At 72.9% G+C, this 20,399-nt stretch carries 15 protein-coding genes and 1 pseudogene; 9 read left to right on the top strand and 7 right to left on the bottom strand.

Annotation, left to right across the window (positions count from 1 at the left end; genetic code table 11):
* Positions 1–616 precede the first annotated feature (616 nt).
* Both ACZ4A5_RS25345 and ptsP read left to right on the top strand, forming a co-directional pair.
* The gene (locus ACZ4A5_RS25345) at positions 617–1,066 is read left to right on the top strand and encodes a PTS glucose transporter subunit IIA (protein ID WP_398872041.1); all 450 of its coding nucleotides are present in this window, start codon (positions 617–619) and stop codon (positions 1,064–1,066) included.
* A gap of 87 nt (positions 1,067–1,153) precedes the next feature.
* On the top strand, positions 1,154–2,824 hold the full coding sequence (gene ptsP / locus ACZ4A5_RS25350) for a phosphoenolpyruvate--protein phosphotransferase (RefSeq protein ID WP_398872039.1): 1,671 nt from the start codon (positions 1,154–1,156) through the stop codon (positions 2,822–2,824).
* Positions 2,825–2,895: 71 nt separating this feature from the next.
* Here ptsP and ACZ4A5_RS25355 read toward each other — a convergent pair whose 3' ends face one another.
* Entirely contained in the window at positions 2,896–3,807 is a 912-nt protein-coding gene (locus ACZ4A5_RS25355; RefSeq protein WP_467588620.1) for a hypothetical protein, read from the bottom strand.
* A 22-nt stretch (positions 3,808–3,829) separates the two neighbouring features.
* Positions 3,830–5,101: an MFS transporter gene (locus tag ACZ4A5_RS25360; protein ID WP_467588624.1), complete on the bottom strand. Its 1,272-nt coding sequence runs from the start codon at positions 5,099–5,101 to the stop codon at positions 3,830–3,832.
* A 46-nt stretch (positions 5,102–5,147) separates the two neighbouring features.
* Between ACZ4A5_RS25360 and ACZ4A5_RS25365 the strand changes: the two genes are divergently transcribed.
* Positions 5,148–6,467, top strand: a complete 1,320-nt coding sequence (locus ACZ4A5_RS25365; RefSeq protein ID WP_467588627.1) for an aminotransferase class I/II-fold pyridoxal phosphate-dependent enzyme — start codon at positions 5,148–5,150, stop codon at positions 6,465–6,467.
* A 60-nt stretch (positions 6,468–6,527) separates the two neighbouring features.
* Here ACZ4A5_RS25365 and ACZ4A5_RS25370 read toward each other — a convergent pair whose 3' ends face one another.
* The gene (locus tag ACZ4A5_RS25370; protein WP_467588630.1) at positions 6,528–8,534 is read right to left on the bottom strand and encodes an acetoacetate--CoA ligase; all 2,007 of its coding nucleotides are present in this window, start codon (positions 8,532–8,534) and stop codon (positions 6,528–6,530) included.
* Between the two features lie 220 nt (positions 8,535–8,754).
* On the opposite strand from ACZ4A5_RS25370, the gene ACZ4A5_RS25375 reads away from it, so the two are divergent.
* From ACZ4A5_RS25375 to glpK, 3 genes are all read left to right on the top strand, one after another.
* Entirely contained in the window at positions 8,755–11,172 is a 2,418-nt protein-coding gene (locus ACZ4A5_RS25375; protein WP_467588633.1) for a glycoside hydrolase family 31 protein, read from the top strand.
* Positions 11,173–11,216: 44 nt separating this feature from the next.
* Positions 11,217–12,002 (top strand): M15 family metallopeptidase, encoded by a 786-nt coding sequence (locus ACZ4A5_RS25380; protein ID WP_467588638.1) that lies wholly within the window; start codon positions 11,217–11,219, stop codon positions 12,000–12,002.
* Positions 12,003–12,086: 84 nt separating this feature from the next.
* On the top strand, positions 12,087–13,595 hold the full coding sequence (gene glpK / locus ACZ4A5_RS25385; protein ID WP_467588642.1) for a glycerol kinase GlpK: 1,509 nt from the start codon (positions 12,087–12,089) through the stop codon (positions 13,593–13,595).
* Here glpK and ACZ4A5_RS25390 read toward each other — a convergent pair.
* The 4 genes from ACZ4A5_RS25390 to ACZ4A5_RS25405 all read right to left on the bottom strand — a co-directional run bounded on the left by ACZ4A5_RS25390 (position 13,592) and on the right by ACZ4A5_RS25405 (position 17,694).
* A complete protein-coding gene (locus ACZ4A5_RS25390; RefSeq protein WP_467588645.1) occupies positions 13,592–14,197 on the bottom strand; it encodes a GTP-binding protein in 606 nt (201 codons plus the stop codon). The two genes, glpK and ACZ4A5_RS25390, sit on opposite strands and share 4 nt — an antisense overlap.
* Positions 14,198–14,339: 142 nt before the next feature.
* On the bottom strand, positions 14,340–14,777 hold the full coding sequence (locus ACZ4A5_RS25395) for a DUF742 domain-containing protein (RefSeq protein ID WP_467588649.1): 438 nt from the start codon (positions 14,775–14,777) through the stop codon (positions 14,340–14,342).
* Positions 14,778–14,785: 8 nt separating this feature from the next.
* Positions 14,786–15,262 carry a roadblock/LC7 domain-containing protein gene (locus ACZ4A5_RS25400; RefSeq protein WP_467588653.1) on the bottom strand — a complete coding sequence of 159 codons (477 nt, stop codon included), beginning with the start codon at positions 15,260–15,262 and terminating at the stop codon, positions 14,786–14,788.
* A complete protein-coding gene (locus tag ACZ4A5_RS25405; RefSeq protein ID WP_467588656.1) occupies positions 15,259–17,694 on the bottom strand; it encodes a sensor histidine kinase in 2,436 nt (811 codons plus the stop codon). The genes ACZ4A5_RS25400 and ACZ4A5_RS25405 overlap by 4 nt, the downstream gene beginning before the upstream one ends.
* Before the next feature lie 360 nt (positions 17,695–18,054).
* Between ACZ4A5_RS25405 and ACZ4A5_RS25410 the strand changes: the two are divergent.
* The 3 genes and pseudogenes from ACZ4A5_RS25410 to ACZ4A5_RS25420 form a co-directional block, all read left to right on the top strand.
* Positions 18,055–18,390 (top strand): annotated as a pseudogene (locus ACZ4A5_RS25410) (hypothetical protein); the annotation flags it as partial.
* 95 nt (positions 18,391–18,485) lie between these two features.
* Positions 18,486–19,634, top strand: a complete 1,149-nt coding sequence (locus ACZ4A5_RS25415) for an L-histidine N(alpha)-methyltransferase (RefSeq protein WP_467588659.1) — start codon at positions 18,486–18,488, stop codon at positions 19,632–19,634.
* 103 nt (positions 19,635–19,737) lie between these two features.
* Positions 19,738–20,364, top strand: coding sequence for a hypothetical protein (locus ACZ4A5_RS25420; RefSeq protein ID WP_467588665.1), 627 nt, complete (start codon positions 19,738–19,740; stop codon positions 20,362–20,364).
* Positions 20,365–20,399: the final 35 nt, after the last annotated feature.

Consider the following 20,399-nt stretch of genomic DNA (forward strand, 5'->3'; position numbering starts at 1 on the left):
AATGTTTACCCGTAATCGGGTGACACTCGCGTTGAGCGGCACAGCCAGGCGGAATAAGCCCGGCCGTGCACAGCGTCCTCGCTGTGTTGTTGCCTTCCCGAAAGAAGGACTTTCAAAGGAACCTCATCCATCGAGATGGACGGGGTGTTTTATAGTCTGGCGTTGACTTTTGGCACGCTGTTGAGTTCTCAAGGAACGGACGCTTCCTTTGGTCCCGCTTCCGGGCCCTCTGGGCGCTTCCCTTCGGTGTTCCACCACTCTATCAGGAGTTTTTCCGCTCCCTTACCGCTCGTTTCCATGGTCACAATGGACACACGGGCACACAGAAGCGGATCCGGGAAAAGGATCATATCCGATAGGTGCCGCCCCTCGCCTTGCCAGCAGTTGACTGCGGGCCTCGGTCGTGGGCAGGGATCCGACAGTACAGCTCCCGGCGGGGCGAGGCAAATCGATTCCGGGGCCGTCCCCCGCGCATAGGAGGGGCCTCGGTGGCTGCGCCGGGTGGCCCTCGCGCGTGCGGAATCAGCAGTTCCTATGACATACGCTTCTGGCCAGCGCGCCGTCCAGGACAGGCAGTGACGGCGTGTGATGAATCTTCACCCCTGGGAGGCTTCCCATGACCACCGTGACGTCCCCTCTTGCCGGACGCGCCATCGGACTCGCGGCAGTGCCCGATCCGGTCTTCTCCGGCGCGATGGTGGGACCCGGTACCGCTATCGACCCCGTGCGTGAGCCTTCGGCCGCGGTCTCGCCCGTTGACGGCGTCATCGTCTCGCTCCACCCCCACGCGTTCGTCGTCGTCGATGCCGAGGGGCACGGCGTGCTGACGCACCTCGGCATCGACACCGTGCAGCTCAACGGCGAGGGCTTCGAGCTGCTCGTCAACAAGGGCGACACGGTCACGCGCGGCCAGGAGGTCGTGCGTTGGAACCCGGTCGCCGTCGAAGCGGCCGGCAAGTCGCCGATCTGCCCGGTCGTCGCGCTCGAGGCCACGGCCGACTCGCTCGGCGATGTGCGCGAGGACGGCGACGTCAAGGCGGGCGACCAGCTCTTCAGCTGGCAGTAGCCGGCCCCGTCCCTGAGGACAGACAGGGACGGCACGTACGACATCCACCGCGGCGGTCGAGCCGCCGCATCAACGGAGACGGGTGAAATGGAGACAACGCTGCGAGGCGTCGGCGTGAGCCACGGTGTGGCGATCGGCGAGGTGCGGCACATGGGCACGGCGGTGCTGGAGCCGCCGGCGAAGCAGATCCCGACGGACGAGGCGCCGCGCGAACAGGGCCGCGCCCGCCAGGCCGTGGAGGCTGTCGCCGCCGACCTCATCGCGCGCGGCAACCTGGCCGGTGGCGAGGCCCAGCACGTGCTCGAGGCCCAGGCCATGATGGCGCAGGACCCGGAGCTCATGGCGGATGTCGAGCGGCGCATCACCGTCGGCAGCACCGCCGAGCGCGCGGTCTACGACGCCTTCGCCGCCTACCGCGCGCTGCTCGCCAACGCGGGTGAGTACCTGGCCGGCCGGGTGGCCGACCTCGACGACGTGCGGAATCGTATCGTCGCGCGCCTGCTGGGCGTTCCGATGCCGGGCGTGCCCGACAGTGACGAGCCGTATGTGCTGATCGCGCGGGACCTCGCACCCGCCGACACCGCGCTGCTCGACCCGACCCTGGTGCTCGGCTTCGTGACCGAGGAGGGCGGGCCGACCAGCCACAGCGCCATCCTGGCCCGGGCGCTGGGCGTGCCCGCGGTCGTCGCGCTGCCGGGCGCCGGTGAGCTGGCCGAGGGCACGGTCGTGGCCGTGGACGGCAGCACGGGTGACGTCTTCGTGGAGCCGAGCGACGAGAAGCGCGCGGAGCTGACGAAGGCCGCCGAGGCGCGGAAGGCCGCGCTGGCCGCTTCGTCCGGCCCGGGTGCGACGTCCGACGGGCACAAGGTGCCGCTGCTGGCGAACGTCGGCGGTCCGGCCGATGTGCCGGCCGCGGTCGAGGCGGGTGCGGAGGGCGTGGGCCTGTTCCGTACCGAGTTCCTCTTCCTGGACGACAGCCAGAAGGCGCCGTCCGAGGCCAAGCAGGTCGAGGCGTACCGCAAGGTCCTGGAGGCGTTCCCCGAGGGCCGCGTGGTCGTGCGGGTGCTGGACGCGGGCGCGGACAAGCCGCTCGACTTCCTGACGCCGGCCGATGAGCCGAACCCCGCCCTGGGTGTGCGTGGTCTGCGCACGCTGCTGGACCACCCCGAGGTGCTGCGGACGCAGCTCACGGCGCTGGCCAAGGCCGCCGAGGGGCTGCCCGTCTACCTCGAGGTCATGGCCCCGATGGTGGCGGACCGCGCGGACGCGAAGGCCTTCGCCGACGCGTGCCGTGAGGCGGGGCTGCGGGCCAAGTTCGGCGCGATGGTGGAGATTCCCTCCGCCGCGCTGCGGGCCCGCTCGATCCTGCAGGAGGTCGAGTTCCTGTCGCTGGGCACCAACGACCTGGCGCAGTACACCTTCGCCGCCGACCGTCAGGTCGGTGCGGTGTCGCGGCTCCAGGATCCGTGGCAGCCGGCGCTGCTCGACCTGGTCGCGGCCTCCGCCGAGGCCGCGAAGGCCGAGGGCAAGAGCTGCGGTGTCTGCGGTGAGGCCGCGGCCGACCCGCTGCTGGCCTGTGTGCTGACCGGTCTGGGTGTGACCAGCCTGTCCATGGGTGCCGCGTCCATTCCTTATGTGCGCGCGACCCTGGCCAAGCACACGCTCGCGCAGTGCGAGCGTGCCGCTGCCGCCGCCCGTGCGACGGACTCCGCCGAGGAGGCCCGTGTGGCCGCGCAGGCGGTGCTGTCCGGCGAGTGAGCCGGTGACGTGGTGACACGTCGTCAGATGCGGGAGGTGCCCCGCCGGGCCGGCGGGGCACCTTTCGCGTTTCAGGCCGTGGGGCGCCCGTCTCCTTCCGTGGGCTCGGTGAGATGCAGGCCCGCGCGGTAGTCGACGCCGGGCTCGGGCGGCACCGGTTCGCCGGTCCGGGCGTCGGTGCAGTAGGCGGCGAAGACCTCCGCCTCGCTGAGCGGCCTGAGCCAGCCGTCGCGCAGGCTCCAGCCCCGGACGGTGTCGCGGCGGCCGGGCGCGGCGGTGCGCAGGACGACTCCGCCGGGCCGCTCCGTGGCGATGCCCGCTCCCAGGACCGTGCAGAACACGAGGGCGGCGGCTTCCCCGAGGCGCAGCTCGCCGCCGTCGCCGTGCTCCGCGTGGAGGACGGCGACGAGCGGGGTGGCGCCTTCGGCGGGGACGCTGCACACGAGGTGGTGCGCGCCGGGGCCGGCCGCCTCGATGAGCTGCCGCAGGGCCTGGCTGGCGCGGGCGAAGGCGGCCCGGCCGATGTCCTCCCCGCAGGAGGCGCAGTCGCCGCGGGTGAGCAGTGACGAGGCGTACTCCCATGTGGCCTGCTGCTCGGCCTCGTTGACGAGCTGGGGCAGGAGTCTGCCGATCGGCTGGCCCTCATAGGTGACGCTGGTGCCCGCCGCCGCGACCTCCGCCGTATAGCGGGTGCGGCTGGCCGGGGTGTCGGGGTCGAGGCGGGCGTCCGCGCAGAACTCCTCGTAGTCGACGGGGTCGAAGAGGGTCACGGTGGTGTGCGTGCCCTGGGCGGCGAGTGACCGCAGCAGCCCCTCCATCTGCCGCAGATACGTCGCGTGGTCGTCGAACAGGAAGGATTCGTACCGCCTCATGGCGGCGAAGTCCTGCTCGTCTGCCAGCACGGCCACCGTGCTGGGCACTTCTCGGCGCAGTGCGCGCCGCGTCGCCGGTCGTCGGTTGCCGCTGTTCCCGGTGTTCGCCATGGTTCCCCCTCAGCGCGGACGATCAATGCTCACTCACCGTAACCGGTGGCACTGACAACGCCGTTGTGCCGCGGTCGCGCACCAGGTGGCGCTGGGCGTGGCAGACGGCGGCGAGGGCGGCGCCCAGGCCGAGCCAGCCGGCCGGTCCGGTGGCGATGGCGCAGGTCATGGCCAGGGGGCCGACGCTGCGTTGGGCGGCTTGGGCGAGGCCGTGGACGCCGAGGTAGGCGCCTTGGGCGGTGGGCGGGGCGAGGGCTACGGACAGTTCCCAGGAGACGGTGGCGTGCAGCATCTCGGCGACGGTGAAGGCGGTCGCGGCGAAGGTGAGGGCGAGGGTGGCGAGCCAGGGTGTCGCGACGACGGAGGCGGCGAGGGCGGCGCCCCCGGCGAGGAAGGCCGCGCCCAGTGGGAGGAGGGTGGCGCGTGCGGCGCGCGGGGTGTTGCCGAAGCGGGCGAGGGGGACTTGGAAGCAGACGACGAGCAGGTTGTTGAGGACGAGGAGGAGGGGTACGGCCTGGTGCGGTGCGGTGGTGGCGGTCACGGTCCACAGCGGCAGCCCGATCTTGAAGACGGAGTCGTCGAGGAAGAGCAGGGTCTCGCTGGCGGTATAGGCGAGGTAACGGCGGTCGCGCCAGGGGTTGTTGTGGCCTATCGGGGTGAGTGTGGTTTCCGCGTCGGTCATGGCCTCCTGGGCCGATGGAGCGGAGGGGAGTGACGGGGCGGAGGGGATTGGCGGTTCGGCGCAGCGGAGGGTGAGGAGCGCGCAGAGGACGAAGGAGAGGGCGTCGCCGGCGAGCAGCCAGCTGTAGACGGTGGTGGTGCCCAGGGTGAGCGCGCCGGCCGCGACGAGGCCGCCGATGGCCCATCCGGTGTTGGAGACGGTGCGGTTGATGGCCTGGTAGCGGCTGCGCTCCTCCCCCGCGATGCGGGTCGCGTAGAGCTTGGTCAGGACGGCGGAGGTCCGGTCGCCGAGGCTGCCGACGGTCGCGATGGCGAGGAGGAGGCGCAGGTCGGTGGTGGCGAGGAGGCCGAGAGAGGCGAGGGCGCGTACGGCTTGGACCACGGTCAGCAGGGGGCGCAGTGGTACGCGGTCGGCCAGGAGGCCGCCGAGGGGTGGGCCCGCTATGCCGATGGCGCCCGAGAGGCCGACGAGGAGGCCGATCTCGGCGGTGTCGAGTCCCGCGACGAAGGTGAAGTAGAGGGCGGAGGTGGCCCCCCAGAGCCCCGAGCCCGCCTTGTCGGCGAAGGTGACCGCCATCATCCGGTGGCCGTCCGGTCCCCCCGGTATCCGCATGTGCTCCCCCTTGACCGAGCTATTGTATTGATACATAGTTAGATCTGTGGCAACACAATATGAGATCAGCGGTACGAACGCCAAGGAGATTTCCGCCTCCGTCGAACGGGGCGTCGCGGACGGGTCGTTGCCCCCGGGCAGCGCCCTGCCGCCCGTCCGGGCGCTGGCGGAACGGCTGGGGGTGAGTCCGGGCACGGTCGCGGCCACCTACAAGGAGCTGCGCGGCCGCGGCATCGTCCTCACGCGCGGACGCGGCGGCACGGTGGTGGCCGAGGCCCCGTCGGTCGCCTCGCGGCGCCCGCCGAAGGTCCCGGTGGGCCTGCGCGACCTGGCCGACGGCCATCCGGATCCGGCGTTCCTGCCCGACGCGGCGCCGTCCGTGCGGGTGTCGCCGGGCGCGCGTTCGCACCGCTCCTCGCCCCGGCTGCCGCACCTGGAGGAGCTGACGCGCGCGTGGTACGAGCGCGACGGCGTGCCCTGTGGCGATGTCACCTTCGCGCACAGCGCGCTGGACTGCGTGGCCCGGCTGCTCTCCGTCGAGCTGCGGCCCGGGGACGCGGTGGCGATGGAGGATCCCGGCTACCACCACCTGCTGGACCTCGTGCCGGCCCTCGGGCTGCGGTCCGTGCCGGTCGCGGTGGACGACGAGGGCATCCGTCCCGACGCGCTACGGGCCGCGGTGCGCGCGGGCGTACGGGCGGTGATCTGCAGTCCGCGGTCGCAGAATCCGTACGGCGGGTGCTTCTCGGCACAGCGGCGGGACGCCCTCGTCGAGGTTCTGGCGGAGGCACCGGACGTGCTGGTGATCGAGAACGACCACGCGGCGGAGATCGCCGGGGTGCCGCTGCACAGCCTCACCGCGGGCGGCCTGACGCGCTGGGCCCAGGTCCGCACGGTCACCAAATACCTGGGGACGGACCTGCGGTGGGCGGCGATGGCGTGCGACGCGATCACGCTGGCCCGGCACGACGGGCGGCTGCTGCTGACGTCGGGCTGGGTGAGTCACGCCTTGCAGGAGACGGTGGCGAGCCTGCTGACGGACCCCGCCGCCCAGGATCTCGTACGACAGGCGAACGCCGCCTACGCGCTGCAGCGGCGGACGCTGCTGGACGAGCTGGCGCGGCACGGGATCGCGGCGCACGGAGCGAGCGGCCTGAACGTCTGGGTGCCGGTGCGGGACGAGGCGGCGGTGATCAACGGGCTGCGGTCATCGGGGTGGTGGGTGGCCGCGGGGGCGCGCTTCCGGCTGGCGGCTGGGCCGGGGGTGCGGGTCACCGTGACCGAGCTGCTCCCGTCGGAGGCCGGGCGGTTCGCGGCGGACTTCGCGGCGGCGCTGGGGGAACGGCAGGCGACGTACGGCGGGTGAGCGGGTTTCCCCCGCCCACCCCTTCCGTGGCCGGCTGTCAGGAGGGAGCGGGTCCGTCCGTCACGCCCGCTCGCGGCCCAGCTTCTCGTAGAAGTGCAGCAGCGCGACGTTGTCGACCGAGCCGGGGTTGACCGCCTTCTCCAGGGGCGTGCCCTGGAGAAGGCGCTTGACGGGGACCTCTATCCGCTTGCCTGTGAGCGTGTGCGGGATGCCCGTGACCTCGATGACCTCGTCGGGGACGTGACGCGGTGAGAGCTGCTCACGGATGGTGCGCTTGATGCGGCCGAGGAGTTCCTCGTCCAGCGTGGCGCCGGGTGCGAGGTGGACGAAGAGCGGCATCCAATAGCCGCCGTCGGGCCGTTCGACGCCGATGACGAGGGACTCGCGGATCTCGGGGAGCCGCTCGACGGCCTCGTAGATGTCCGAGGAGCCCATGCGGACGCCCTGGCGGTTGAGGGTGGAGTCGGAGCGGCCGTGGATGACGACGCTGCCGCGCGAGGTGAGGGTGATCCAGTCGCCGTGCCGCCAGACTCCGGGGAACATCTCGAAATAGCTGTCGCGGTAGCGGCTGCCGTCGGGGTCGTTCCAGAAGCGGACCGGCATGGACGGCATGGGGGCCGCGACGATCAGCTCGCCGACCTCGTCGACGACGGGCTCGCCGTGCGCGTCCCACGCCTGGAGGTCCGTGCCGAGGCAGGGGGCCTGGAGCTCGCCGATGTGCACCGGGAGGGTGGGCACGGCGCCGGCGAAGCAGCTGCACACGTCCGTGCCGCCGCTGACGGAGGCGATCCACATGTCGGCGGCGACCTCGTCGTGGAGCCAGCGGAAGCCGTCGGGGGGCAGCGGTGAGCCCGTGGTGGCCACGCATCTGACGCGGGAGAGGTCGAAGTCGGGGCCCGGGTGGACGTCGGCCTTGCGGCAGGCCATCACATAGGCGGCGGAGGTGCCGAAGAGCGTGGCTCTGGTGCGCTCGGCGACGCGCCACTGGGCGGCGGTGTCGGGGTGGCCGGGGCTGCCGTCGTAGAGCACGACGGTGGCGCCCACCAGGAGGCCGGAGACGAGGAAGTTCCACATCATCCAGCCGGTGGAGGTGTACCAGAAGAAGCGGTCGCCCGGGCCCAGGTCGCAGTGCAGGGCGAGCTGCTTGACGTGCTCGACGAGGATGCCGCCCTGGGACTGCACGATGGCCTTGGGCAGACCGGTGGTGCCCGACGAATAGAGCACCCACAGCGGGTGGTCGAAGGGGACCTGCTCGAAGACGGGCTCCACCGTGCCGCAGGTGAGGGCGTCCCACTCCAGCGCGCCCTCCGGGGCCGGGGTGCCCAGCAGCGGGATGTGCACCACGGCGCGCACCGTGGGCAGCCCCGCCCGCAGCTCGGTGACGGTGTCGGCCCGGTCGTGGCGCTTGCCGCCGTAGTGATAGCCGTCGACGGTGAACAGCACGACCGGCTCCACCTGCTGGAAGCGGTCGAGGACGCTGCGGGCCCCGAAGTCGGGGGCGCAGGAGGTCCAGACGCCGCCGACGGCCGCGGTGGCGAGCAGGGCGACAACGGCCTGCGGGATGTTGGGCACATACGCGCTGACGCGATCACCGGGACGGACCCCGAGCCGGCGGAGCTCGGCGGCCAGCGAGCCCACCTGGGCGCGCAGCTCGGCCCAGGTCACCGGGCGCGGGTCGTGCGTCTCGTCGGTGTGCAGCAGGGCCGGCTCATGGGCGCGGGCGGGGTCCTCGGCGGTGCGCAGCGCGTGCTCGGCGTAGTTGAGCGTGGCGCCGGGGAACCATACGGCGCCGGGCATCGCGGGATCGGCGAGGACCCTCTCGTACGGGCTGGAGAAGCGCACGTCGCACCACTCGGTGACGGCCTGCCAGAAGCGCTCCAGCTCCGCCACCGACCAGCGGTGCAGGGCGGCATAGCTCGCGGCGGGGTCGCCGGGGGCGGGGGCGGGCGCGCCGTGGTGCTCGGCGGCCCAGCGGTGGAAGCGGGTGACCTGTGCGCGGGCGACGCGGTCCTCGCCGGGGCTCCAGAGGGGCTCCGGTCGGTCGGCGGGCTGCGGTGCGGTGGTCATCGTGGCTGCTCCCGGCTGTACGCGTCGTGGGCGTCGCCGCGCACGCCGTCTGGGTGCCGTGCGTGACGCGGCTGAGCAGGACGATGCCATGTGATCGACTCGGGCACCAGCCCTGTGGATAACCCGTGAGCGGGCCCACTGGTGTCCGGTGGATCCCCGGGGGGTGAACGAGTGTTGAACGGAGCGCCGCCCCGAGGGCGGCGGTGGCAGGCTGAGCAGCATGGATGCGCGTGATCTGCGGCGGTTAGTGAATACGGTCGGGACGGCACGGGGCCTGCGGTCCCTGCGGTGGGCCTGGCGCAGGCGGTGGGCGGACGCGGCGGGTCTGCCCCGGCGGGGCGCGGAGCGGGCGCGGGTGCCGGGGGCCGTGCGGGGGGCCGAGCCGCTGCCGGGCGGCGGGGTGGTGCGGTTCGCGCGGTCGTCGCTGCGGGTGCGGGTGGCCGTGGGCGGCGCGGTGTTCTGCGGCTGGGACGGCGCGGAGCCGGAGCCGTCGTACGCCTTGGCGGGACAGGTGCCGGAGGCGGACGAGCGCGCGGTGCTGGAGCCGGACACCGACGGCGGCTGGCGGGTGGTGTCCGAGCGGGTCCTGGTGGTGGTGGGGCGCCACGGCTCGGTGGAGGTGCGGACGCCGGGCGGGGTGGTGCTGCGGCGCGATCTGCCGCCGCGGTGGTGGGAACCGGTGGATCCGGCGGCCCGGGAGGCGGTGGAGGCGCGGTGGACGCAGCGGTCGGAAGTGGCGGCCGACGCGCGGTTCTTCGGCCTGGGGGGCAGGGCGGCGGGACCCCGGCTGCGGGACGGTGCGTACCGCCTGTGGAACACCGACCCCGGCGGCGCCTTCGAGCCCGGTGACGATCCGCTGTACATCACGATGCCCGTGCAGTTGGTGGTCGCGGACGCGGGTACGCATCTGGCCTTCCACGACAACACCTGGGACGGCCGGGTGACGTTGCGCGAGGGCGAGGAGGGCGCGGGGTCGGGTCACGACCGGCCGGGGAGCTGCGAGGTGCGGATGGAGGGCGGTCCGCTGCGCTCCTGGGTGGTGGTGGGCACGCCCGCGCGCGTGCTGCACACCTGGTCCTCGCTGACGGGGTCCCCGGCCCTGCCGCCGGCCTGGGCGCTCGGCCCGCAGCACGCGCGCTGGGGGTTCGGCAGTGAGCGGGAGGTGCGCAGGGTCGTCGCGGGGTACCGGGAGCGCGGGCTGCCGCTGTCCGCGGTGCACCTGGACATCGATCACTATCAGGGGCATCGCGTCTTCACGGTGGACCGGCAGCGGTTCCCCGATCTGCCCGGTCTGGCGGCCGAGTTGCGGGAGCAGGGGGTGCGGCTGGTGTCCATCGTGGATCCCGCCGTGCGGGCCCGGCCGGGGGTCGCGGTGTACGACAGCGGCACGGCGGCCGGTGCGTTCGTGCGGGACGCGCGCGGGCGGGAGGTGCGCGGCGAGGTGTGGCCCGGTGAGTCCGTCTTCCCCGACTTCACCGATCCCGGGGTCCGCGAGTGGTGGGGCGGGCTGTACGCGGAGCGGCTGGCACAGGGCTTCTCCGGGGTGTGGCACGACATGAACGAGCCGGTGTCGTTCGCGGCGTTCGGCGATCCGTCGCTGCCGCGTTCCGCCCGGCACTCGCTGGAGGGCCGCGGAGGTGATCACCGTGCGGCGCACAATGTGTACGGGCTGACCATGGCGCGCGCGGGTTACGAGGGGCTGCGCGGACTGCGGCCGGAGGAGCGTCCGTTCCTGTTCTCCCGGTCGGGCTGGGCGGGCATGCAGCGCTACGGCGGCACGTGGTCCGGTGATGTGGCGACGGGCTGGCCGGGGCTGCGCGCGTCACTGGCGCTGGTCCTGGGGCTGGGGCTGTGCGGAGTGCCGTATTCGGGCCCGGACGTCGGCGGTTTCACCGGTCATCCGTCGCCGGAGCTCTTCCTGCGCTGGTTCCAGCTGGGCGCGTATCTGCCGCTGTTCCGTACGCACGCGGCGCACGACGCGGGCCGCCGGGAGCCGTGGGAGTTCGGGCCGGAGGTGCTGGAGCACGCGGGTGCGGCGCTGCGGGAGCGGATGCGGCTGTTGCCGTATTTCGTGACGCTCGCGCATCTGGCCCAGCGCACGGGCGCGCCGTATGTGCGGCCGGTGTGGTGGCGTTCACCGGAGGACCGTGCCCTGCGTGACTGCGAGGACGCGTTCCTGCTGGGTGATTCGCTGCTGGTGGCGCCGGTGCTGGAGCAGGGCACCGACCGGCGGGCGGTGCGGCTGCCGCGCGGCCGGTGGTACGACACGGTGACGGGGCAGGCGCACGAGGGGCCGGGGCAGGTGCTGCTGGACGCTCCCCTGGCGCGCCTCCCGGTGCTGGCGCGGGCGGGTTCGGTGATCCCGGTGACCGGGGCGGACGGCGGGGTGGAGCTGGAGGTGTGGGCGCCGGCGACCGGCCGTACGGGCGGCGGGGTGCTCGTGCCGGACACGGGTACGGGGTGGGCCGCGCCGTCGGTCGTGCGCTTCACGACGCGGCTGCGCGACGGTGTCGTCGAGGTGGAGCGGGAGGGGGCGGAGGATGTGGGCTATCCGGTGCGGGTGCGAGGTGAGGCGGGCGGCGCTCTCCTCCGGCCCGCCCGTTCCCGGGACCGGAGTTCGGCGCCGGAGGCGCCGTAAGGGGCCCTTCCGTGCGCGCCCGCGCTCTGCTATCTGGAAACGTCATGTCGAGATTCTCCGCAGCCCTGCGCGCCCTCGCTCTCCCTCTGGCCGGCCTCGTGGCGCTCTCCGCCGCCCCCGCCGCGCACGCCCGGCCGGTGGAAGCCGGACCGCCCGCCGGTTTCGTGGCACTGTCCGACGTCGATCCGACGATCCTCCAGGAGGTGCGGTACACCACCGCGCACAACTTCACCGGCCACCGTGTCGACGGCTACCGGCGCCCCGTGTGTCTCCTGACCCGTCAGGCCGCCCAGGCGCTGCACCGGGCGCAGCGCGCCCTGCTGCCGCGGGGTTACAGCCTCAAGGTGTACGACTGCTACCGGCCGCAGCGTGCGGTCGACGACTTCGTGGCCTGGGCGAAGGATCTCGCGGACGAGCGGATGAAGGGGGAGTTCTATCCCCGGGTGGACAAGTCGCGGCTTTTTGACGACGGTTACATCGCCGCGAAGTCCGGGCACAGCAGGGGCAGCACGATGGACCTGACGCTGGTGCGGCTGCCCGCCCGGCCGACGCGTCCGTACCGCCCGGGTGAGCGGCTGGTGCCCTGTTACGCGCCGCAGGAGCGCAGGTTCCCCGACAACTCCGTCGACATGGGGACGGGGTTCGACTGCTTCGACACCCTCGCGCACACGCTGGATCCCAGGGTCGGTGGTGCGCGGCGCGATCACCGGCTGCTGTTGAAATCCACGATGGAGCGGGCCGGTTTCGTCAATCTGCCGGAAGAGTGGTGGCACTACACGCTCCGCGGGGAGCCGTTCCCCGACACCTATTTCGACTTTCCCGTGGGGTGACGGCGGCGCTTGACGCTCCCATACGCCAGGTGAACACTGCCCGTTCGAACAGTGTGGGCCAGCGCAGTCCTCCGAGGAGACGCCATGACGGGCTCGTACGTCGCCGCGATCGACCAGGGCACCACCTCCAGCCGCTGCATCGTCTTCGACCGGGACGGGTCGGTCGTGGCCGTGGACCGGCGTGAGCACCGGCAGATCTTTCCCCGGCCGGGCTGGGTGGAGCACGACGCGGCCGAGATCTGGGCGAAGGTGCGCGCCGTGGTCGCGGGCGCGCTCGCGGCGGCGGGGCTGCGGGCGGAGGAGCTGAGCGCGCTGGGCATCACCAACCAGCGGGAGACGACGGTCCTCTGGGACCGTTCGACGGGCAAGCCGGTGCACAACGCCGTCGTCTGGCAGGACACCCGGACGGCCGCGCTCTGCCACGACCTGGGCGGCGCGGACGGGCCCGATCGCTTCCGGGAGACGACCGGGCTGCCGCTGGCCAGTTATTTCTCCGGGCCCAAGGTGGCCTGGCTGCTGGAGCACGTGCCGGGGCTGCGGCGGCGGGCGGAGAACGGGGAGATCGCGTTCGGCACCGTCGACTCCTGGCTGATCTGGAATCTGACGGGCGGCACGGACGGCGGGGCGCACGTCACCGATGTGACGAACGCGGGGCGCACCCTGCTGATGGATCTCGGCACCCTTCAGTGGGATCCGGCGATCCTGGCCGAGCTGGGCATACCGGAGGCGGTGCTGCCGGAGATCCGGTCCTCGGCCGAGGTGTACGGGAGGGCGGTGGGTCCGCTGGCCGGGGTGCCGGTCGCGTCGGCGCTGGGTGATCAGCAGGCGGCGCTGTTCGGGCAGACCTGCTACGGGGTGGGCGAGGCCAAGAACACGTACGGCACGGGCAGTTTCCTGCTGCTCAACACGGGTGAGCGGCCGGTGCCGTCGAAGAACGGGCTGCTGACGACGGTCGGTTATCAGCTCGGCGGGGAGGCGCCCGTCTACTGCCTGGAGGGGTCGATAGCGGTCACCGGCGCGCTGGTGCAGTGGTTCCGCGATCAGCTGGGCCTCATCCGCTCCGCCGACGAGATCGAGCCGCTGGCGGCGAGCGTGCCGGACAACGGCGGCGCGTATGTCGTGCCCGCCTTCTCCGGGCTGTACGCCCCGCACTGGCGCTCCGACGCCCGTGGTGTCATCACGGGGCTGACCCGCTACGTCACCAAGGCGCACCTGGCGCGGGCGGTGCTGGAGGCCACCAGCTGGCAGACCCGTGAGGTCGTGGACGCGATGTTCCAGGATTCCGGGGTGCCGATCGCCTCGCTCAAGGTGGACGGCGGCATGACGGCCAACTGCCTGCTGATGCAGCACCAGGCCGATGTGCTGGGGGTGCCGGTGATCCGGCCCGTGGTCGCCGAGACGACGTGCCTGGGCGCCGCGTACGCCGCCGGGCTCGCCACCGGTGTGTGGGGCGGCCTGGACGAACTGCGGGCGCACTGGCGGCAGGACGCGGAGTGGACGCCCCGGATGGACGCGGCGGAGCGGGAGGGCGAGTACGGGCGCTGGCGCAGGGCCGTGGAGCGCAGCTTCGGGTGGCTCGACGAGGGCACCTAGGGGGAGGGCGCCTGGGGGAGAGTCTGCGGAGCGTCTCGTTCCGTGACGCCGGTGGCGATGGCGTGTTCGACGACGGAGATCAGGACGTGCTTCACGGACTCGCGTTCGCGGGCGTCGCACATGACGACCGGCACGCCCGGGTCGAGGTCGAGCGCCTCGCGCACGTCGCTCTCGGGGTAGCGGTCGGCGCCGTCGAAGCAGTTGACGGCGAGGGTGAAGGCGATGCCGCGCCGTTCGAAGTAGTCGACGGCCGCGAAACAGTCGGCGAGGCGGCGGGTGTCGGCGAGGACGACGGCGCCCAGGGCGCCCTGGGCGAGCTCGTCCCACAGGAACCAGAAGCGGTCCTGGCCGGGTGTGCCGAAGAGGTAGAGGACCAGGTCCTCGCGGAGGGTGATCCGGCCGAAGTCCATGGCGACGGTGGTGGTGTGCTTGGTCTCGACTCCCGTGAGGTCGTCGACCGGGCGCCCGGCCTCCGTGAGCGTCTCCTCCGTGCGCAGGGGCCGGATCTCGCTGACCGCGCCGACCATGGTGGTCTTGCCCGCGCCGAAGCCGCCGGCGACGAGCAGCTTGAGGGCGAGCGGGGCGGTGCGGGTGGGTGTCATGGCGGCCCCCTTCGGGGGTGATCGTTCCGCATCGGTCGTGATCACGACAAGTTTTTGGACTCCCCCGGTGGACGGCGCGCCCGCCGCCTTCGCGTGCGTCCCGGTGTCCCCGGCCGCCGCACGGTGTGCGGCGGCCGGGCCGTCACAGCGTCCGGAGGGCGTCGATGACGTCCCTGAGGACGGTCTCGTCGGGGAGCTCCGCCGGTGGCACCGGGCGGGTGACCCGGACGAGTCCCGCCTCCAGCAGGTCTCCGACGAGCACCCGCAGCACGCCGACCGGCAGGTCGAGCTCGGCGGCCAGCTCCGCCACGGACTGCGGGCGCGTGCGCGAGAGTTCGACGATGTCGAGGTGCTCGGGCGAGAGCGTCCGGTCCGCGAGGGCGTGCGCCGCGCCGGACGGACCGGCGAGGGACTCGTCGGCGATGATCACCGCGATGAGGTCGAGTTCACCGCCGTCCGCGCCGCGGGTCCGGCCGCGGGTCATGGCGTACGGGCGGACCACCGGGCCCGCCGCGTCGTCGTACCACCGCACCGCGGCGTGTGCGTCCGCGGCGGTGCGGTGGCCGTCGTCCCCGGTCATGCCGGCCGTCACCCGTCGGCGGCCACGCCGGTCCGCGGAGCGGTGGCCAGGTGCGCGCCCACGCGCTTGACGAGCAGCGTCATCTCATAGGCGACCAGGCCGATGTCGGAGTCGGCGTCGGCGAGCACGGCGAGGCAGCTGCCGTCGCCGGCGGCGGTGACGAACAGGAAGGCGTTGTCGAGTTCGACGACGGTCTGGCGGACCTGGCCGGCGTCGAAGTGCCGGCCCACGCCCTTGGCCAGGCTGTGGAAGCCGGAGGAGACGGCAGCGAGGTGCTCGGCGTCCTCGCGGGAGAGCCCCTGGGACTTGCCGGTGGGCAGGCCGTCGCCGGAGAGCACCAGCGCCTTGCGCACCGTGCCGACGCGCTCGACCAGGTCGTCGAGCAGCCAGTTCAGGTCACCGGCGGCTGCCGGCCGCCGCTCGTGCGTGCCGGCCGGTGTGCCGTCGGTGCCGGTGGTGCGTATCGCGGCCTTCGGTGCGGTCATGGACCGTCCCCCTCGTGTGTGGTTCCTGGTGCTGTGGTTCTCATGCCGGTTCCATGATCCTCCCGCCCGCGCTGCCAGCCGCGCTGGAGGGCCGCCATGCGGGCCCGTACCTCCTCGGCGTCGCGCTCCGCTTCCGCGGCGGAGCCGTGCGCGGGGGCGTCCCGCGGCCGGCGGACGGGGCCGCTCCGCAGCTGTGGGGCGAGGCTGGCCTGGCGTACGCGCCGGGGCAGCCCGCCGGTCGGGGTGCGCTCGTCGTCGGCGTCCGGGCCGCCGCCGTCGGCGATCAGGGCGGGGGGTCTGCGGCGGGGCAGCGGCTGCGGTCCGTCGCCCGCCAGGTGGTGCTGTGCCTCGCCGTCGTCGGGCCCGGTGTCGAACGGGCAGAGCGGAAGCTCCGGTTCGGCCGTGGCGTGCCGGTGCCGTCCGGGCAGCGGGGCTCCGCCGGGCGCGGCGAGCGCCGAGAGCGGCGACAGGGGCGTCGTCGGCCGGTCCTTCGGCAGCTCCCGCGCCCCGGTGTCCTCGTCGTCCGGTGCCGCGCCCTTGCCCGCGGCGGTGAGCAGCGCGAGGGGGACGAGGACGACCGCGGTGGTGCCGCCGTACGGGGAGGGCTGGAGCGAGACCTTCACGCCGTGGCGGCGGGCGAGCCTGCTGACGACGAACAGGCCGAGGCGGTCGGTGTCGGACAGCTCGAACTCGGGAGTCTCGGCGAGCCGGAGGTTGGCTTCGAGCAGGAGGTCCGGTGCCATGCCGAGTCCGCGGTCGTGGATCTCGATCGTGAAGCCGTTGGGGACCCGCTCCCCCAGCACCTGGACGCCGGTGTGCGGCGGGGAGAAGACGGTGGCGTTCTCCAGGAGTTCGGCGAGGAGGTGGGTGAGGTCGCCGACGGCCGGGCCGTGCACGGCGAGGCGGGGCAGGCGGCGCACCTCGACGCGTTCGTACGCCTCGACCTCGGCGACCGCGGCCCGTACGACGTCCATCAGGGGGACCGGCCTGCGCCACTGGCGGGCGGGGGCGGCGCCCGAGAGGATGACGAGGCCCTCGGCGTGGCGGCGCATGCGGGTGGTCAGGTGGTCGAGGCGGAAGAGGTCGGCGAGTTCGTCGGTGTCCTCGGTGCGGCGCTCCATGGCGTCGAGGAGGGTCAGCTGGCGGTGCAGCAGCACCTGGCTGCGGCGGGCGAGGTTGACGAAGACGTCGGAGACGCCGCGGCGCATGTCGGCCTGTTTGACGGCCGCTTCGACGGCGGCGCGCTGGAGGGTGTTGAGCGCCTGGCCGACCTGGCCGAGTTCGTCGGGGCCGAAGTCGCGGCGGGGCGCCTCGGCGTCCACGTCGATCTGTTCGCCCGCGGCGAGGCGGCGCATCACGGCGGGCAGCCGTACGCCCGACGCCTCGTGTGCCTCCTTGCGCAGGGCGCGCAGGTCCCGGACGAGGCCGCGGCCGACCTTGAGGGAGATGACGAGCGAGCAGACGAGGGCGGCGAGCCCGAGGACGCCCGCGGCCGCGGCCTTGACGAGGACGACGGTGGCGGCGGGCTGGACGCGGTCCGCGTAGCGGTCGATGGCCTGGGTGCCCATCCGGCCGAGCTCGTCGAGGACCGTGCCGGCGGCGGAGTTCCAGCGCTGGGGGTCGACGGCGTGCGGGGCGCGGTCCGCGCCCGCGAGGACGACGGTGTCCTCGGTGGAGCGCAGGGTCTCGGCGGTGCTGCCGCGCCAGTAGTCCTCGTAGATCTTCTGGTCCGCGAGCGGCATGACGGCGAGGCTGGTGCTGTAGAGGACCTGGCGTTCGGCGACGCGGTCGGAGAAGGCGCGCAGGTCCTGGCGGCTCATGCTGCCGGCGGTGAGCGCGGAGGCGAGGAGGGCGTCCTCGCGGGAGAGGGCCTCACGGGCGCGGGCGATGTTGACGAGCGCGCGGCCCTGCTTGTCGAGCTCGGCGTCCTGGAGGGCGCTGAGGGTGCTGAGGAACGCGTAGTAGGGCTCGACGAGTTCGTTGTACGCGAGGAAGGCGCCGTGCCGGCTGATGGTGTCGTCCTCGGCTCTGCGACGCACGCTGTCGAGGTCGCCGAGGCTCTTCTCGATGGCGGTGAAGCGGGCCGCGGCCTGGGAGGTCAGTTCGCCGCGGACGTCGCCGTCGGCGCCGGAGCGCAGGGCGGCGACGGCCTTGTCGGTGGTGCGCTGCCGTGCGCGCAGGTCGGCGAGGGCGTCGGAGCGGCGGGGGTCGGCGAGGTGGACGAGGGTCTGGCGGCGTTCCTGCTGGAGGGCGCGGACCATGTCCTCCGCGGGGTAGCCGACCTTGCGCATGACGTCGGCGACGGTGAGCAGCTGGGCCGCCTCGCTGCCGGTGATCACGGTGGCGAAGGCCCAGAGGGCGGTCAGCGACACCATCGGCACGAGCAGCAGCGCCACGATCTTCCGGCGGATCGACTTCCCGCGAAAGCGCATGGCCTCCCCAACGTCAATCCCGGCGCCCCGGGGTGGTGTTCCGACAACAATGCGGCGTGAGCCTACTACTGCGTGGTACGGGTCTCGAAGGCCAGTGCGGGGGCCGAATCGCGGGTGTGGCGGCGGCGGGTCCCTTGTTGTCCGGTGATTCCAGGACTTTTCGGCCTGGCTGGATTGCTCTCCCCATGGGAACCTTTGGGCACCGTCGTTCGCTCTTCATGCAGGGGACCGGTGTCAGCACGGGGGCGGTTCGGGTGGCGTTATGCCCGGCCCCTCTCCTTTTGATCCCGTTCGGTCCCTCTGGTGAGCGTCTTTTGGCAGCAGCCCCACAAGGGCGGCCACTGGGGGAGGTGAGCGGTCATGGACCCGAATCGCGACATCCCGTCGCACCGGAGCCGCCCGCTGTGGGTCGAGGAGCCGGCGCGCCGGCCGCGGATGCCGGATCCGGTGCGCACGGCGGCGGTGCGCGCGGCCCTGATCGGCGCGGTGACGCTGGTGGAGGCGATGGTCGCCGCGCTGTTCGCGCTGGCCGGTTCGTGGCTCGCGCTGCCCGCGCTGCTGTGTGTCCTGGCGAGCGTGGTGGCGGCGACGTGGGCGGTGCTGGATGTGTGGGTCACGCGGCAGGTGTGGCGGCAGCGCCATGGTGTGGTCTCCGTGCCCAGCAGTTCGGCCCGTCCGGTGCGCCGGGCCCGCCGCCCCCGCTTCCCCTGATCGTCAACTGCCGGGTAGGTTCGGCAGTTGACGGGCGTACGCCGCCGGTCGGGGCGGCCGGGTGGAATGGGGGCGGCACGATGGTGGAGCGTGAGCAGGCGGTGCACCGCATTCCGGAAGTCCTGCGGGACAGCGGGTGGACCGTCTGCCTGGTCGGCGAGGAGCAGTCGGGCAAGCTCGCCCAGGTGACCGCGGGTCTGCGGCGCCGCCCGGACGGCTCGGGCTCCGGCAAGCTGATCACCTCCGGCTTCTCCTACTGGGGCCTGGAGTCGACCGTGGCCTGGGCCCACGCGTGCAACGACCTGTACTACCCGGTGATGCGCGAGAGCATCGCCTCCTTCAGCCGCCGCTGGCGCGGCATGGGCGAGCTGCTGCCGGAGGGCCCCCTGCACTATGTGAGCCTCGGTCCCGGCACGGGCCAGAAGGACCAGGCCCTGCTGCGGTCGCTCGACGGCCGCGGCCGGTGCGGCTGTTACATCCCGGTGGACGTGAGCGCCGAGATGCTGCGCCTCGCGCAGCGCGAGGCGCTCCAGCACCTGCATGTGCCGGTGGCCGATGTGCTGCCCGTGCAGCTGGATTTCTCCCTGCCCGCGAATCTCGACCGGCTGAGCACGCTGATCCGCCGCACGGTGGGCGAGGAACCGGTGGTCTATTCACTGCTGGGCAACACACTCGCCAATTTCGACAGCGACACCCAACTGCTGGCGCTGCTCGGCGAGAAGCTGCTGCGCCCGCAGGACCGCTTCCTGCTGGAGGTCGCGAGCACGGCCGGGCAGGACGAGCCCGCGGCCCGCGCGGCCGCCCAGGAGTACGAGAACAGCCCGCGCTTCCGGGAGTTCGTCACCAGCGCGCTGATGCAGTACACGGACCTCCAGATCGATCTCAACAGCATCACGTACGAGGGGCTCGTCGAGGACGACCGGGCGCTGCTGATCAAGGTGGTCTACCACAACCGCACAGGGGCGACGCTGGAGCTGACGCTGCCCGACCGCAGCACCGTGCCCTTCCCCGACCAGGACACCATCCGGCTGCTCCTCAGCCGGAAGTACACCCTGAGCGGCCTGGAGAAGATGCTGGTGGACGCGCGGCTGACCAAGGTGGGCGAGACGCACGAGACCGGACACACCGCCTTCGACCGGCCCGCGTTCGGGATGGCCCTGCTGCTGCTCCAGTCCGGTGACGCGCCCCGGCCGGGGCGGGCCATAGGGCCCAATCCGTTCGGCGACTGAGACGACTGAGGCGACTGAAACGGCCCGGCGGCCACAGCAGGCTGAAGGCCCCTTATGTTCCGGTGATGTTCCGGCCCCCTTGGGACGCTCGATAGGACACCTGATGGGTATCGTCAGCCGGCTCAGCCGGCAGTTCTTCGCTGCCGCCACCATCGCCTGCCTGCTGACCGCGCTCGGCATCTGCGTCTGGTGGGTGTGCGTCGCCCAGGGCCAGGGCAGCCACTTCGAGCCGGCCACCTCCGGGCTCGCGCTGGTCGCGGCCATCACCGGGGTGTACGCGGAGCGGCGGGCCGCCGCCCGGGAGCGGCGCGCGCAGGCGCTCTACGCCCTCGCCGGCGAACTGGTGAAGAACACCGAACTGCTCGACGGCGAGGGCTTCGCGCCCCTGGACCCCGAGGCGCCCAAGGCCCGCGTCTATCCCCGGCTGGTGCAGTCCGCGACCGACGCCGCGCTGGTGTCCGGGGTGTTCTCCGAGCCGGGTCACGACGAGCTGATCGCCCTGCTGCACCACTGGCGGGACGCCGTGCACGACTTCAACCGGCGGCTGGATCTCACCGAGCTCCGCACCTACGTGGGGGCCGTGCCGCCCGAGGAGTTGCTGGCGATCGACGCGGCGATGCACCGGGAGGGCGGCCAGCTGGACAGGGTGCGGAGCTTGCGGCTGCGCGTGGCGGCCCTGCTGCGGGAGCGGTACGGGGAGGGGGCGCGCTCGCTTTCCCCCTCCCCGTGACCGGGCTCCTCCTGCCCCGCCGGCCAAGCCGCCGG

It is taken from the genome of Streptomyces sp. NPDC025618 (assembly GCF_055558795.1).

Bases quoted from the DNA above. Each gene is read 5' to 3' on its own strand.
- ACZ4A5_RS25345 (WP_398872041.1), top strand. From the start codon at position 617: ATGACCACCGTGACGTCCCCTCTTGCCGGACGCGCCATCGGACTCGCG.
- ptsP (WP_398872039.1), top strand. From the start codon at position 1,154: ATGGAGACAACGCTGCGAGGCGTCGGCGTGAGCCACGGTGTGGCGATC.
- ACZ4A5_RS25355 (WP_467588620.1), bottom strand. From the start codon at position 3,807: ATGGCGAACACCGGGAACAGCGGCAACCGACGACCGGCGACGCGGCGC.
- ACZ4A5_RS25360 (WP_467588624.1), bottom strand. From the start codon at position 5,101: ATGCGGATACCGGGGGGACCGGACGGCCACCGGATGATGGCGGTCACC.
- ACZ4A5_RS25370 (WP_467588630.1), bottom strand. From the start codon at position 8,534: ATGACCACCGCACCGCAGCCCGCCGACCGACCGGAGCCCCTCTGGAGC.
- ACZ4A5_RS25375 (WP_467588633.1), top strand. From the start codon at position 8,755: ATGGATGCGCGTGATCTGCGGCGGTTAGTGAATACGGTCGGGACGGCA.
- ACZ4A5_RS25380 (WP_467588638.1), top strand. From the start codon at position 11,217: ATGTCGAGATTCTCCGCAGCCCTGCGCGCCCTCGCTCTCCCTCTGGCC.
- glpK (WP_467588642.1), top strand. From the start codon at position 12,087: ATGACGGGCTCGTACGTCGCCGCGATCGACCAGGGCACCACCTCCAGC.
- ACZ4A5_RS25390 (WP_467588645.1), bottom strand. From the start codon at position 14,197: ATGACACCCACCCGCACCGCCCCGCTCGCCCTCAAGCTGCTCGTCGCC.
- ACZ4A5_RS25395 (WP_467588649.1), bottom strand. From the start codon at position 14,777: ATGACCGGGGACGACGGCCACCGCACCGCCGCGGACGCACACGCCGCG.
- ACZ4A5_RS25400 (WP_467588653.1), bottom strand. From the start codon at position 15,262: ATGACCGCACCGAAGGCCGCGATACGCACCACCGGCACCGACGGCACA.
- ACZ4A5_RS25405 (WP_467588656.1), bottom strand. From the start codon at position 17,694: ATGCGCTTTCGCGGGAAGTCGATCCGCCGGAAGATCGTGGCGCTGCTG.
- ACZ4A5_RS25415 (WP_467588659.1), top strand. From the start codon at position 18,486: ATGGTGGAGCGTGAGCAGGCGGTGCACCGCATTCCGGAAGTCCTGCGG.
- ACZ4A5_RS25420 (WP_467588665.1), top strand. From the start codon at position 19,738: ATGGGTATCGTCAGCCGGCTCAGCCGGCAGTTCTTCGCTGCCGCCACC.